This is a genomic window from Halobiforma lacisalsi AJ5 (genome assembly GCF_000226975.2).
Taxonomy (GTDB): Archaea; Halobacteriota; Halobacteria; order Halobacteriales; family Natrialbaceae; genus Natronobacterium; species Natronobacterium lacisalsi.
Genome location: NZ_CP019285.1, coordinates 2,405,023 through 2,418,857, shown reverse-complemented (window position 1 = coordinate 2,418,857; position 13,835 = coordinate 2,405,023). Strand labels below are relative to the sequence as shown.

Annotated in this window: 14 protein-coding genes; 11 read left to right on the top strand and 3 right to left on the bottom strand. The window is 60.6% G+C overall.

Annotated elements, in window-relative coordinates; genetic code table 11:
* The first annotated feature begins 379 nt into the window (after positions 1-379).
* The 4 genes from CHINAEXTREME_RS11665 to CHINAEXTREME_RS11650 all read left to right on the top strand — a co-directional run bounded on the left by CHINAEXTREME_RS11665 (position 380) and on the right by CHINAEXTREME_RS11650 (position 2,731).
* Positions 380-745, top strand: coding sequence for an ArsR/SmtB family transcription factor (locus tag CHINAEXTREME_RS11665; protein WP_007143721.1), 366 nt, complete (start codon positions 380-382; stop codon positions 743-745).
* On the top strand, positions 745-1,008 hold the full coding sequence (locus CHINAEXTREME_RS11660) for a DUF7521 family protein (RefSeq protein WP_007143720.1): 264 nt from the start codon (positions 745-747) through the stop codon (positions 1,006-1,008). Before CHINAEXTREME_RS11665 ends, CHINAEXTREME_RS11660 begins: the two co-directional genes overlap by 1 nt.
* 216 nt (positions 1,009-1,224) lie before the next feature.
* Positions 1,225-1,806, top strand: coding sequence for a helix-turn-helix domain-containing protein (locus CHINAEXTREME_RS11655; RefSeq protein WP_238593264.1), 582 nt, complete (start codon positions 1,225-1,227; stop codon positions 1,804-1,806).
* A 406-nt stretch (positions 1,807-2,212) separates the two neighbouring features.
* Positions 2,213-2,731, top strand: coding sequence for an SRPBCC family protein (locus CHINAEXTREME_RS11650; RefSeq protein WP_238593263.1), 519 nt, complete (start codon positions 2,213-2,215; stop codon positions 2,729-2,731).
* A 241-nt stretch (positions 2,732-2,972) separates the two neighbouring features.
* Here the strand turns inward: CHINAEXTREME_RS11650 and CHINAEXTREME_RS11645 are convergent, their stop codons facing one another.
* Positions 2,973-3,617 carry a helix-turn-helix domain-containing protein gene (locus tag CHINAEXTREME_RS11645; RefSeq protein ID WP_007143718.1) on the bottom strand — a complete coding sequence of 215 codons (645 nt, stop codon included), beginning with the start codon at positions 3,615-3,617 and terminating at the stop codon, positions 2,973-2,975.
* A gap of 139 nt (positions 3,618-3,756) precedes the next feature.
* On the opposite strand from CHINAEXTREME_RS11645, the gene CHINAEXTREME_RS11640 reads away from it, so the two are divergent.
* Positions 3,757-5,010 (top strand): heme-copper oxidase family protein, encoded by a 1,254-nt coding sequence (locus tag CHINAEXTREME_RS11640; protein WP_007143717.1) that lies wholly within the window; start codon positions 3,757-3,759, stop codon positions 5,008-5,010.
* A 309-nt stretch (positions 5,011-5,319) separates the two neighbouring features.
* Entirely contained in the window at positions 5,320-5,973 is a 654-nt protein-coding gene (locus CHINAEXTREME_RS11635; protein ID WP_007143716.1) for a ribonuclease HI family protein, read from the top strand.
* 385 nt (positions 5,974-6,358) lie between these two features.
* Here CHINAEXTREME_RS11635 and CHINAEXTREME_RS11630 read toward each other — a convergent pair whose 3' ends face one another.
* Complete coding sequence (locus tag CHINAEXTREME_RS11630; protein WP_076738731.1) at positions 6,359-6,916, bottom strand: DoxX family protein; 558 nt, start codon at positions 6,914-6,916, stop codon at positions 6,359-6,361.
* A 530-nt stretch (positions 6,917-7,446) separates the two neighbouring features.
* Here CHINAEXTREME_RS11630 and CHINAEXTREME_RS11625 point away from each other — a divergent pair.
* Positions 7,447-8,550, top strand: coding sequence for a LeuA family protein (locus CHINAEXTREME_RS11625; protein WP_029601571.1), 1,104 nt, complete (start codon positions 7,447-7,449; stop codon positions 8,548-8,550).
* 20 nt (positions 8,551-8,570) lie between these two features.
* Here the strand turns inward: CHINAEXTREME_RS11625 and CHINAEXTREME_RS11620 are convergent, their stop codons facing one another.
* The gene (locus CHINAEXTREME_RS11620; RefSeq protein ID WP_007143712.1) at positions 8,571-9,212 is read right to left on the bottom strand and encodes a helix-turn-helix domain-containing protein; all 642 of its coding nucleotides are present in this window, start codon (positions 9,210-9,212) and stop codon (positions 8,571-8,573) included.
* Between the two features lie 193 nt (positions 9,213-9,405).
* On the opposite strand from CHINAEXTREME_RS11620, the gene CHINAEXTREME_RS11615 reads away from it, so the two are divergent.
* The 4 genes from CHINAEXTREME_RS11615 to CHINAEXTREME_RS11600 all read left to right on the top strand — a co-directional run bounded on the left by CHINAEXTREME_RS11615 (position 9,406) and on the right by CHINAEXTREME_RS11600 (position 13,835).
* Positions 9,406-10,404: a Bug family tripartite tricarboxylate transporter substrate binding protein gene (locus tag CHINAEXTREME_RS11615; protein ID WP_007143711.1), complete on the top strand. Its 999-nt coding sequence runs from the start codon at positions 9,406-9,408 to the stop codon at positions 10,402-10,404.
* Between the two features lie 9 nt (positions 10,405-10,413).
* The gene (locus CHINAEXTREME_RS11610) at positions 10,414-10,998 is read left to right on the top strand and encodes a tripartite tricarboxylate transporter TctB family protein (RefSeq protein ID WP_007143710.1); all 585 of its coding nucleotides are present in this window, start codon (positions 10,414-10,416) and stop codon (positions 10,996-10,998) included.
* Positions 10,998-12,494, top strand: a complete 1,497-nt coding sequence (locus CHINAEXTREME_RS11605; protein ID WP_007143709.1) for a tripartite tricarboxylate transporter permease — start codon at positions 10,998-11,000, stop codon at positions 12,492-12,494. Before CHINAEXTREME_RS11610 ends, CHINAEXTREME_RS11605 begins: the two co-directional genes overlap by 1 nt.
* 135 nt (positions 12,495-12,629) lie before the next feature.
* On the top strand, positions 12,630-13,835 hold the full coding sequence (locus CHINAEXTREME_RS11600; RefSeq protein ID WP_007143708.1) for a CaiB/BaiF CoA transferase family protein: 1,206 nt from the start codon (positions 12,630-12,632) through the stop codon (positions 13,833-13,835).

The window sequence follows — 13,835 nt, the reverse complement described above, 5'->3', positions numbered from 1 at the left end:
GTACGCGTCCCCCTTCCTGGGTGATACGACGTCGATCACGTTCAGTTCTTCGTCGAAGCGCCCGAAAACGGGACGATTATAGGCGGTATTTCGCCCGCTGCTGACGGAGCACGCGCTCGATTTTCCGGGACGCTGCGAGAGAGTGGCCCTAGCCGTCCGCTCGCTACACGAACGTCCGTCCGAGAGCCGACCGATCGAGACGAGTTCGAGCGCTCGAGGCGGGCCGGTTCGACACCGTCTGGGTACCGCCGAGGAGCGAAACGGGTGGAGTACCTCGGTAGGCGCGACGGCGAAAAGGGGCGGCATACAAGACGTTCGCGGTGATTTGCTGAGTCAGCGAATCGTGACCTATTTGCCGGTGAACAGTAGGGTCTATGGTGTGCAATACGGAGGGTCCTCGTCCTCGGACTCGGCTGAAATCTTCCAAATCCTCGCGGACGAGTACGCACGGAAGATACTCCTCGCCGCGGATCACGGCCCGAAGACCGCGAAAACGCTCAGCGAGGAGTGTGACGCCTCGCTTACGACGATCTATCGGCGGGTATCGAAGCTGCAAGACTACGGCCTCATCGAGGAACACCACACGGTCGACGACGACGGCTCGCACCGGAGCAAGTTCGAAACGTCGCTCGAAGAACTCCACGTCGAAATTTCGGACGGACAACTCTCGCTGACGATGGAGACGCGAGACGAACTCGCAGACAACTTCACCTCGCTCTGGAGCAACCTTCGGGGGGAGGACTGATGGACGCGTCGTTCCTGCTTGCCAAACTGATAACGCTCATCCTGAGTCTTCTCGTCGCGTATCTCGCGTACCATGGCTATCGCCGAAGCGGTGAGACGCCGATGCTGTACGTCTCCGGCGGGTTCATCTTCATCGGCGCCGGTGCGATCTGCGAGGGGCTCGTTTACCACGTGTTCGGGACGACGATCGCGTCCGCTGCGCTCGTACAGGCCGCCATCGTCTCGAGCGGGATGGTCCTCGTTCTCTTTTCGTTAACGAGATAACCGGCACTGAATTCCGCGAATTACAAGAATACAGCTTCAGCCGGTCAGCCGATTCGACATCGGTTTCAACCCTCTCAGACGCGAATCCGCTGTATGAGTGTTGTTGCGGAGTTCTCGGTTAAGTCCGACGCCTTTGCGCTGAATCATGCCCTTACGGAAGCGCCGCACATGGTGGTCGAGATCGAGCAGGTCGTAGCGACGATGTGAGACAAGGTGATGCCGTACTTCCGGCTGACTGGTGGAGATCATGCGGAGTTCGAAGCGGCGTTCGAATACGACGACTCGGTCACGAACGTCGCCCCCATTGACGAAGTAGACGATGCCAGATTGTATCGTGCCGAGTGGACGCAAAACATCGAATCGATCGTCTATGCCTACGTCGAACTCGGGGCGACGATTCTACAGGCGATCGGCAGAGCTGAAAACTGGGAGCTCCGGATGCGGTTTGACGATCAAGAGAGTCCCTCTCAGTTCCGAACGTACTGCGAGGAGAACGCGATCTCGTTCGAACTCAACCGAATACAGGATCAAGAACAGCCGATGGCGAGTGCCCAGTACGATCTCACGACGAAGCAACGTGAGACGCTGGTTACCGCGCTCAAACAGGGGTACTACGAAGTACCTCAGACAGTCTCGATGAGCGACCTGGCCGAGGTAATGGAGATCTCACAGCAGGCGCTTTCGAAGCGGGTTCACGCTGCGCTCGAGAACCTCATCACGAATATCCTGACGGTCCTGACGTTCACCCACCCGGACGACGAGGGAGTTAAACCCGTGTCGGGAGTGAGGATCGCGTGATCTGCGTTTTCGATCTCGATCGCATCCCCGGGTCGGAAATCGCCTCATCCCTTTGGCCGGAATATCCCAGAAGCACACGATAATAGATGAGCGTCTGTGTGACGGGATGGTAACAGGAGTCAACTGGTGGTCGCACTCTTGTTTATGCTTTTTCCTACCGTATATCGAAAACAGGTGAACAGGATGACGACACCCTCTACGTCGAAGCACGTCCTCTGATATGGATCCCAATCAAACGCGCACGGTCAAACGCCGGGTACGTCAGGCCGTAGGTGCCGGCGTCATCGGAGCCCTGTACTGGGTCGGCGTCAGACCACGAATGATGACCTGGGGCGCGACTCCGGAGGAAACCACGCGACAACTCCCGGGAGACGATTTACTTCCCGAACCGGATGGAGAATCGACGGTGAGTATCGGTATCGATGCACCGCCTGAAGACGTGTGGCCGTGGTTGCTGCAACTCGGTCAGGAGCGCGGTGGGTTCTACAGTTACACGTGGGCGGAGAATCTGCTCGGATTCGACATCCATAATGCCGACGAAATCATCCCCAGGTACCAGGACCTCGCGGTCGGTGATACGGTACGACTGGCTCGTGCCGACCGGTTCCCCGAGACGAAACTCGAGGTGGCTTCGGTGGCCCCCGAGAAATCGCTCGTGCTTCGAACCCCCGATCAGCCTCCCTGGTGGGTCTGGGCGTTCGTACTCGCTCCCGTCGGTCCGACCGAAACACGACTCCTCGTCCGGGCTCGAATCCGCCTTCCACAGAATCCCGTAATTAGGTTCGCCAGCCAGTTGGTTCTCGATCCAGTTACGTTCGTAATGACCCGCGGGATGCTTCGCGGTATCAAATCACGTGTGGAGAACGCGGTGAACGACACATACACGGCGGACGTGGAGGCAAGCGACAGTGAGAGTAACCGATAGCACACTAAACAGCGGGACCAGACGAGCGAGCGGCCTCGTCGACAGCCCTCTGGTGACGTCTGACGGAGTTCGTAATCGAACTCCTGTCACAGTCAGAAGTGACGGCTGAATACGGAGAAGGCATACAGCAAATCGACTTCGCTTGTTCCAATCAACTGCTCTGAAGCAACTATCAATGGCCCCGTCTATCCGCTCCTGTGTTCCGACCTCGAGAGACGTAACGGCGGCGAGTATCTCCCGATTAGCTCTGTGCGAGATGCTCTTCTGCGAACCAGTTGACGATCCCGCTCTCGGCTCGGTGGAGGACGTCGCTGCAGGTCGCTTTGGAGACGCCAAGCGTCTCTGCGACCTGCGTGAGCGACGCTTCGCGCGGTACTGCGTAGTAGCCTTCCTCGATCGCGACGGTTAGTACCTCCCGCTGGCGCTCGGTCAGCAGTCGGTTCGCAGCCTGAGAACCGATCTCCGAGACGAACTCGAGGTCGTACTCGACGGCCGCTTCGTCGAGGTATTCGCCGAGTTCCGACAGCCGGTCCGACGACGTCGTCAACTCCCACGTTGCCGTCCCGTCGTCGATACTGAACGGCATCTCGATCGGGATCCCGGCCTGCCACAGCGGCAAGAGCAGCGACGGACTCGTCGCCTCGACCTGTACGAGCCCCGTCCCACCCTGTGTCCAGAGCAAGTCGAGCGAGACGACATCGGACTGGGCGTCGATCGTCCCGAGGATGGAGACCAGATCGTCGGTCGTGACCCGGACCAGGGCGATCCCGGCGTCCTCCCCGGCCAGCGCCGTCACGACTTCGAACCCTGCCTCCGCGTGTGCGGTCGACACCTCGTGTATCCAGACGTCCTCGGGCAGCGAGACCGACAGTTGCGCTCGCGGCATATCGGATAGTGGCGTCGTCACCGCCTTGAACTTCTTCCTAACATGTCAGTGATACCCTGAGATGTTAGATCAGTGCCGACCGGTTCGGGCAAACCGCTACCCGGGACAGGTGAGTACCGACAGGCAGGTGTTCACTACGATGCTTCGAACGCGGAACGATCCGTTTCTCGTCATGGCTGGGTTATACCTCGTGATTGGATTGTTCGCTACCGTTGGAACGCTCGGCGTCGAAGCCGGTGTGATCGACGTGTTGCCGCGGCTTCGGTGGTTGACGATCCACTTCGTGACCATCGGCGGGATGACTCAGGCCTTGTTCGGTGTGCTCCCGGCGCTAGCCGGTTCCCGGCGCGAGGACACGACGGACGCAACGGTTCGCAACCGGTGGCTCCAGTGGCTCTCGCTGAACGCCGGCTATCCGCTCATCCTGATCGGGATGGCGACCGGCACAACCATCGTCGCGGTCGTCGGTGCCTCCCTCGTCCTCGGCGCACTCGCTGGACTACTGGCGACGGTGTATCGATCGAAAGACCCCGCCGTCGACGGACGCTTCTACTTTCGGACTGCGCCGTGGTTCTTGGTCGTCGGCATCCTCGCTGCGTTCGGGATGTTGCTGAACGTCCACGGACCGGGCGGCTACTTCGGGACGGTCGAGGCCCACGTTCACGCAAACGTCTGGGGGTTCCTCGCCCTCGTCGCGGCAGGCGCTCTCTTCACGGTGCTTCCTCGGCTGTTCGGAGCCGACTTGCGGTATCCGCGCCTCCGACGCGTCACCTACTGGGGGATCACGGCTGGCGCCGTTGGCCTCGTCGCGGGACCATGGCTGGCGCGCCACGAACTCACGATGCTTGGGCTCGTCGTCTACGTGGTCGGGACGGCGGCGCTGTTAGCGAACGTCATCGGCACGTACCGCGTGGGCGAACGGGCCCAGCCGGAGCGATTCGCCCTTATTCTCGGGGCGTACCTCTGGCTGGCGTTCCCCGTTCCGTGGGCGCCGCTCGTACTGCTCTTTCCGGAGACGGTCCCCGCCACGGCGATCGAAATCGCGGCGATCGACGGCCTCGTGTTCGGGTGGATGCTACAGCTAGCGATGGCGTTTCTCCCCATCGTCGCAGTCGGCGCAAAAAGCGATAGAGCGGGATTCGCCGCCCGGACGACTGCGGCGAGCGAGACCGTCAGAACTCCATCCTGGCTACAGATCGCAAGCGTGAACCTCGGGATGCTGGCGCTCTGGCTGACCGCGATACTCCCGGTCGGAGGCACCGTCGACTCGCTGTCACTCGTCGGCTACCTCCTCGTCGCCGTCGCCTGGGGGTTCTTCGCCGTCGATCTCTGGACGGCACTGACTACACCATCTACTTCCACTGCAGGTACTTCCGAGATCCCCTCGGAGTAAGCCAGGCGTCGGAGACTCGTGACTCCAATATTGGACTATGCAATAGCATATTCTCTCCAATAATAGAGGCGGTATGAAACACTCGTCGCGAGGGAGGCGTCGGTCGAGACGTCGAACGAACGCAACCGGTAGCTGAAAACGACAATCCCTCGAGGGAATCGCAGTGACTGCGACAGTCGATCACGTGATTACGTGAAGGGATTATCCCGCTCGACCTCCGAAGACCGGTATGCAGTGGCGCGACCAGCTACCGAGCGCGTCCGAACGTGAGGAGAGAGTCCGAAACCGAAGCCGGACGGATCACGTGGCATGACCGACGAACCCCTCCCAGTCGAACACCTCTCCCCGCTCGCCACGCTCGTCGACGAGGTGCTCGCGGGCGTCGGTTACGAGATGGCCCCGGCCACCGACGCCATCGACGACGCCGTCCCCGGCTACGGCGGTCTGTTCGCCCCCGAGACTCCCCCCGACGAGTTGCGTCACGCGCTCGAGAGCCTCCTGGAATCGGGACTCACACGGCCAGCCGTCTCCGAGCCGACGAGCGACGCATTCGTCCTCTACGTCGACGGCAGTTCACGCGGTAACCCCGGGCCCGCAGGTGCGGGTGCCGTGATCATGGACGCTGCGGAGACTCAACTCGCCCGTCTCGGTCGACCCGTCGGTGCCCGGACGGGGAACAACACCGCCGAATACGTCGCCCTCCACCTCGGACTCTCCGAACTGTTGGCACGCTACGAGCCACACAGACTGGAGGTACGAATCGACTCGATGACGGTTATCCGGGACGTCTGGGGTGGCAACGACCCGACGGAATCGGGCGTCGAGACGTACAGCGAGGCCGTCACGGAAGCACTGTCGAACATCCCGGAACACGAGTACACGCATCTGGCCGACAGCGACCCGAACCCTGCCGACGCACTGGCGACAGTGGGGGCCGATATCGCGGCCTTCGGACCAGAATAGTCGACCAACTACTGACAGTCCGATCATCGACTGTCTCGAGTTCTTTCACGACCGTCGCGGGATTTCCCCGTCCAACCATCGCCAGGGACATCCGCTGTCACAACCGATCCGAATCCGCTCCTCCGCGTCGAGCGGGTCGGTTCGATGGAGATATGAACGGAGGACCGTATGGACATCCCTTCCAACGTGCTATTATGGTTGGGTTCGGGAGCGTGCGACGAAAGACTGAGACGAGAGCCGGATCGCTACCGAGCGATCTTGCACTAGCTGTGAAGACGATAGTGGTCTCGGAAACTGTGCCTCGTCCTCCTTCCTTCCCCCTCCGCCAAAAGCTAGATCGAGTGTCGGAACCGCTATTCGTCCAGTCGAGCGCCGGCCGATTTGCTTAGCCCAGGACGTACCGGAGCCTGGGGAACCGCTCGAGAAGCGGTTGGCCGCCGACGTTGATCCCTTCGATATAGCGGTCGAGGCCGGCGATGCGGCCCGCTGCGAAGGCGCCGAGCGCGAGGAACGCGACGGCGTAGATCAGCGTCGAGTCGAACAGCGCGAGCCACTCACCTTCCCAGCCGCCGAGGTAGAACAGGACCATCTGCATGGCCCCGCCCAGGGCTGCCAGGCGGACGAACGCGCCGGCGATCAGCGCGACGCCGATCAGCAGCTGCGTTGCGGGCACGACGACGTTGATGACCTCCATCAGCGCGGGGTTGGCTGCCATCGCGGCGTAGAGACCGCTGACGGGGCTGGCCGGGTCGACGCCGTGGACCAGGAAGCCGCTGGCGTCGAACGGCCAGTCCGCGACCTTTCCCAGGCCCGCAAACAGGATCATACCGCCCATTACGAACCGCAGCGCCACGACGAACCACGCGCTCAGCGCGTGGGGCCGTCCTTCGAGTGTGATTCCTCCGTATCGGCTTTCGAGTCGGTTTCGAGTAGTTGTGGACATAATCGGGTGACCTCTTGTACTTGAATAGACGGGGCGAACGTGGATGATCGAATACCCTTTATTTAATGGGTAGCTGGGAGAGAATGACTACTCAGGTGACATCCCACATCCGTTCACCAGTCGGCGGAGTGGATGCAGCCCGTTGACGACCGGAACCGCGAGATTTCCGCGAGCATGGAAACCCCACTCCTGCAGCGATCTCGGGTTGGGTGGCACTCTCGGCGGACTCGAGTCACGCACAATCTGTCCCGCAGCGGCCAACTGCCACGCCCGCTGCGAGAGGTCCGGACCGACTGCATCAGTGACTGTCCACTTGAACCTCTCGTGGCGTGCACGCGTTCGTTTGACTCCAACCCTTGAACACGTCATGCGGGAGGTCAGGTACTGACGCCACGTTAGCTGGGAGAATATAAACGACCTACGAGCGGAGGTTCAACGTTGACGGACCGTCCCGGTAGAACACAGGTCAACGACTGTCGGATACCGCCGACGCTTGGTCGATCTACGCCCGCAGGATTCCCACAGACACTATGCAACTCACCGACGTCACACTGCGAGAGGGGGCACAGCTACCGGGACGATCTTACGACGTAGAACAGAAGGTTTCGGCGGGGGTAGAACTTAGTCGCCTCGACCTGCCGTATATTCAGGCTGGCTTCCCGGCGACCGGGGCGGTCGATCGTGAGGCGACGCGCCGCCTTAGCGACGACCTCGAGGCCGATTTGATCGGACTTGCTCGCGCGGTTCCCGGCGATGTCGAAGCAGCACTCGACGCGAACGTCGATGTCGTCGAGGTGTTCGCTCCGCTCTCCGACAGGCAACTCGAGTATGTCGTTGACTCGTCGCGGGCGGAGATGTTCGAAGCCCTTCGCGAGGCGATCGATCTGGCACTCGAGGGTGGTGTCGACGTCCACCTCAGTCTGCTCGATGCCTTTCGAACGGATCCGGAGTACCTCGTGACTGCGTTCGATCGGTTCTCCGAAGTTTCGTACGTCAATCTCCCGGATACAGTCGGATCGGCCAGTCCGTCGTCTGTACAACAGTTCCTCGAGGGACTCGATGAGCAACATAGCATCGACCTCTCCAGGGTGGGCGTACACTTCCACGACGACCTCGGTGTCGCGACGGCGAACACGATTACTGCCTTCCAGGCGGGCGTCGGTAAAGCCGACGTCAGCGTCGGCGGTCTCGGCGAGCGAGCCGGCAATGCGCCCGTGGAAGAGGTGGTCGCGATCGGCGACCTGGAACACGACACGAGTTTCGGCGTCGGGACGGCCGATCTCGTTCCCGCATGCAAGAGAGTGCTGACGATCCTCGAAGAGAATATTCCGGACCAGAAGGCGCTACTCGGTCGCGAGACGACGCGTCACGAGTCAGGGATACACACGGCTGCAATGATCGAGGAACCGAGCGTCTTCGAACCGTTCGATCCGAGCCGGTTTGGAAGCCGTCGCAAACTCATCTTCGGAGAGGGAACCGGTCGTGGTGGCGCCCGTCGGCTCCTTGAACGCGCCGACGTTGCCGTCGAGGGAACCGACGACGCTGTTACCACTGTCCTCGAGTTACTCGCCGACGAGGGGCCACTCGAGACAGCGGCTGCTGTCAGGCTCATCGAACGCCGACTCGGTACATAATTCGTCGCCCCCGGTGACTGTCAGCCCATTTGTGCGTCGAGCTGGTCCGTTGATCGTCCGTTGACCGCGCGCTCGAGGAGTTTCTTTTCGGCTTTCCGCAGGTGCTCGAGAAACGTCGGGTGCGTGATACCGAGCCCTTCAGCGACAGACTCGGCATCCGTCTCGCGGGGCCAGTCGTAGTAGCCGGCCTCGAGGGCAGCTTCGACGACTTCGTATTGCCGTTTGGAGAGACCCGCTGGTCGATCTGGAACGCGAACAAGTCGTTCGACACTGGCAGTTCCCAGGTCGCCGAGGTCCTCGACGATCCGTTTGACATCTTCGCGTGAAAAGGCCATCATATCGAAGGTCCGTTCGGTCCTAAACGCCCGGTCGACACCGACGAGCATTCCGTTGTGTTTCCGGATGATACCGATTGCTCCACAGGATTGCTTCCGAACTAAGATCGTCGAATCGCCGACGGTTCCGACCCGTCGAACGGCGTCGGACTCTCGCAGTCGCGACGCGACCTCGTCGCGGTGTTCCGGCATTTCAGCGACGAACGTCAGCGTGCCGTCCTCGTGAACCTCCTCGCGCGTGACTACGAACGGAACATCGAACTCCTGTGTCACGTCGTTGAGAACGTAGTCGGAGTCGAGGTCCAGTTGTACGGTACTCCGGAGCATACTCGGAGTCGATCACTCTCGATTATGAACCTTCCGTATATAAACGACCTACGGCTGTTGGCTCAACTCACTTGCCGATCCTATGGAAAAGAACGCCACCGAGTCACACGGTCTCAATGAGGAGACGAAGTGATCTCATCTCCCGCCCAGGGAATGCAGACGGTGGGCACACAGCACGAACTATTCACCAGCAATGACACGGCACATCAATCGACGCAAGGCACTGACGACGATTGGCGCGGCGACAGCCACGGGGATGACCGGCCTGGCCGGTTGTCTCGGCGCCGAGGGTGAGTATCCAAGCGACCCGTTGACCGCGATCGTTCCGTTCGACGAGGGTGGCGGCTCCGATACGATCATCCGCCAGATGGCAGGGCCACTCTCCGAGGAACTTGACGAAGACATCCGGATCGAGAACGTGCCCGGAGCCGGCGCAATGCGCGGCATCGGCCAACTCATTACTTCCGAGCCGGATGGCTACACGTTCGGAAAATTCAACCCGCTAACGACATCGATCCAGGCGCTGATCAATCCGCCCGACTTCGAATTTCAGGATCTGAAGGGCCTCGCGACGATAGGATCGAACGCTCTCGTGGTTATTACCGACACTGAACTCGAAATCGAAGGACTGGGAGACCTCGTCGATCGGTACGACGATGGAGAGATCGATAACATCGGCGGCCTTGGGGCACAGTATCTCCCGCACGCGATGTTTTTCAAGGAACGGTACGGTATGGAGTGGGACAATTACATTCAGTACTCGGGCGGCGGTCCGATTAATCAAGCCGTCGCTTCTGGCGAGGTTCCTGCCGCCGTCAACGCGGATCTCAGCTCTATCGGCGTCGTTGAGGAGGGGAACGCGGACGTTGCCGCCGTCTTGACGACGTCGGGGAGTGCCGTGTTCCCGGACGTGACGAACGTGACGGATCAGGGATTCGAGGAAATGGACTTCCTCGGACAGGTGACCCGTTCGATGTGGGTGCCGCCGGAGACGCCTGAAGACCGTATTGAACCGCTCACAGAGGCCGTTGAAGCAACGATCGAGAGCGAGACCATTCAAAACTGGGCCGATGAAACGAATAACCGAATGGCGTACGGTCCCCCAGAGGAGGCAGATCAGGTTCTTGAACAGATCTGGACCGAGATTCCCGACGTCGTCGACATCGAGGAGCTTCGCGAGGCCGCAGAGTAACACCTATCGATGGCAGAACGCGAACTCTCGGAACTGGGGTTACTCGGGGTGTTTCTGGCGGTTGCCGTCGGTTTTATCGGGCTGACGACGACGTTCCGATCGTCGTCAGCACAGCTGTTTCCACGACTAACAGGCACCGTCATCGTTGTCGGCATCGGCCTTCTCCTGTTGGAGAAGCGGCTGCCCGAACCCGTTCGACGGATTGTCGCCGAGTCTGTCGATATCGTCGATCGAGACGAGTTCGGGATGAACGGGGAAGACGGAGGCGACGATAGCGATACGGCAATAACCGGGATCGATGCGGGCGAAACTACGACCAAGCCCGACCGTCGGGACCTGCCGCCGGTTCTCGACCGACTTACGGCGCGGCAGTTCACCTTCGGCGCCATAGCCGGGTACGTCGGAGTTGCGTACGTGCTGAGCATTCTGGTTGCGACACCCCTATTCGTGCTCACGTACGGCTACTGGAACCGGCAGCCGCGATGGGCCGTCATCGGACTGACGGTCGTCTCGATCGGGATCTGTCTACTGTTTATGTCCATAGCTAACGCACCGCTCGACCGATCGCTGTTGTTTCCACGGGGGATGTTCTGATGGTCTCCGACGCATTCCTGGAAGGCATCCAGATTGCCCTCTCGTGGCCGACTATCGGCTGGATGGTCGTCGGCGTCCTCCTGGGTATCGTGATCGGTGCGATTCCTGGAATTGGACCGAATCTCGGGATGGCAGTTGCGTTACCGCTGACCCTGCCGCTTGGCGGCACGAACGCGATCATCCTGCTCGTCGGCATCTACTCCGGATCGATGTATGGCGGGTCGATCGCGGCAATCCTGATGAACGTCCCCGGAACAGCGGCTGCAGCGGCAACGACATTCGACGGGTATCCTCTCTCCCGACAGGGTCAGGCATCCTTCGCACTGTCAGCGTCCGCACTGAGTTCCGCGGTTGCAGGATTTCTAACGATCGCGGCCCTCATCGTGATCTCTCCGGGGATCGTCGCGCTCGTCCTCTTGCTGGGCTCGCCGGAGTATTTTCTTGTCGCAGTGCTCGGACTCTCGATGATTACTATCGTCGCCCGCGGCTCGATGGTCAAGGGATTCGTCGCCGGGGCGTTCGGGTTGTTAGTAACGACGATCGGTATTGCACCGATGTCGTCGGAACTCCGATTCACCGGCGGGTCACTCGTACTCTATGACGGTCTCTCGTTCGTCGCGGCGATTCTCGGGCTGTTTGCCATTGCCGAGATGCTGAAGCTCGCGGGTGAGGAAGGAAGCATCGCCCGCGACGAGATCGACACCTCCGGAAGCGTGCTTGCCGGTGCCAGTAAAGCCCTCTCAAAGCCGATACCACTCGTCAAGTCCGCGTTCATCGGGATGTTCATCGGATCTCTCCCCGGTTCGGGCGCGTCGGTCTCGAACTTCGTCGCGTACGGTGAGGCGATGCGATCGACCGCCTCGGATCGATTCGGAAACGGAGAAATCACCGGCGTTATCGCTGCCGAGGCCTCGAACAATGGGACAGTCGGCGGCTCTCTCATCCCGGCATTGTCGTTCGGCATTCCCGGCTCAGGGGCAACGGCGGTGTTGCTCGGTGGTCTACTGATGCATGGCCTCCAGCCGGGTCCGGATCTGTTCAGTTCGGACCTCCACCTCACCTACAGCATCTTTGTTGCTCTGTTTCTCGGGAACATCATCATCCTCGTGCTCGGACTCGGCCTCATCACCAGGGCGGAGTACCTCACTCGAATCAACACCGAGTACCTCATCCCGATGATTGTCGTGTTGGCCGTGGCGGGAAGTTTCACCCTGCGAAACAACTGGGTCGACGTCGCGACAGTCCTCGTTCTCGGCGCGATCGGGTACTACATGTTCAAACACGAGTACTCGGTCATCGCATTCATCCTGGGAATGGTTTTGGGACCGATTGCCGAGGAGAACTTCCTCCGATCGTTACAGTTGTCCGACGGATCGTGGACGATTTTCGTCGCGAGTTGGCCGTCACGACTCCTTGTGGGGCTTATCATCATCGTTCTAATCGGACCGGTCGTACAGAACTGGCGACGACGACGGCACGCGGGGAACGACTCGTGAACCTGTCGCTGACCTCCCCCCAGACAGTTGCATGCTGCCGCTCTCGAGGGCGACAAGACCCGATCAACTGTATCCTTCAACCGGCGTTTCGATCGCTGTACCGCAACCAGCTAGCTCATCACCTTGCACTCGACAATGACCACAGCAACTGATACACCGACCAATAGACCGCTCGAAGATACGACCGTCATCGAACTGGGGCATATCGCTGCCGGCCCGTTCTGCTCGCTGCTACTGGCGGAACTCGGAGCAGACGTGATAAAGATCGAACACGGGGCATCCGGCGGCGACTCCGTTCGCGGCGGTACACCAGTCGGGAACAGTCTCTTCAACGCCGTTAATCGGAACAAGCGAGGGATCAGTCTCGACCTCAAAACCGACGGCGGCATGGAGGCGTTCCGTGAACTGATCACGACCGCGGACGTCTTCGTCGAGAATCTCCGCCCTGGCGCCCCAGAGAAACTCGGTATCGGCTATGATGACCTCCGCAATGTCAATCCCGAGCTCGTGTACTGTTCGATCAAGGGATTCAATGAAGGTCCGTACGAGGACTACCCTGCGCTCGATCCCGTCGCGGAGGCGCTCTCCGGATTAATGAGCGTAACGGGCCACCCGGACAAATCACCCGCACGCGCTGGAACTAGCGTCGCAGATATGACTGCTGCCCTGTTTGGGGCCTTCGGGATCACCGCGGCGCTCAGACAGCGAGAACACACCGGAACCGGGCAACACGTTACTGCTCCGCTATTCGAGAGTACAGTGTCGCTGATGGGGTATTGGCTGGTATATGCGCAGGCGTACGATACGCGCCCCGAACCGCTCGGGGCTGGCCACGACAACTGGGCACCTTACGACGTCTATCAAACGGGCGATGATCGATGGGTGTTCGTCGGTCCGTCCTCACAGGCACAATGGGAACGACTCTGTGAGGCGCTCGGACTCCAACTCCACGAAGAGGATCGATTCGAAACCGTCGACGACCGGCGGCGGAACGAGGACGCCCTCGACGACGAACTTCAAGCCGCAATCGAAAAACTCACAGCTGATGAACTCGTCGAGGGACTGCGCGACGTAGGTGTTCCGGTCGCGCCGGTTCAGAATGTCGACGAAGTCCCGTCGGACGAACACTTGGCTGCAACGGACGCCCTCGGAGAAATCGAGACAGCCGAGGGCGAGTCCACCTCGGTCTCGGTCCCGAAGCTCCCTCTCCGTTCCTCGCAGTTCCAGCGTCCAGAACCGACCGACCCGCCGGAACTCGGTGCCGATACCGACGCTGTTCTCCGCGACCTGGGCTATTCGGATGCAGAAATCGAATCGCTCCGAAACAGCGGCTGTCTATAG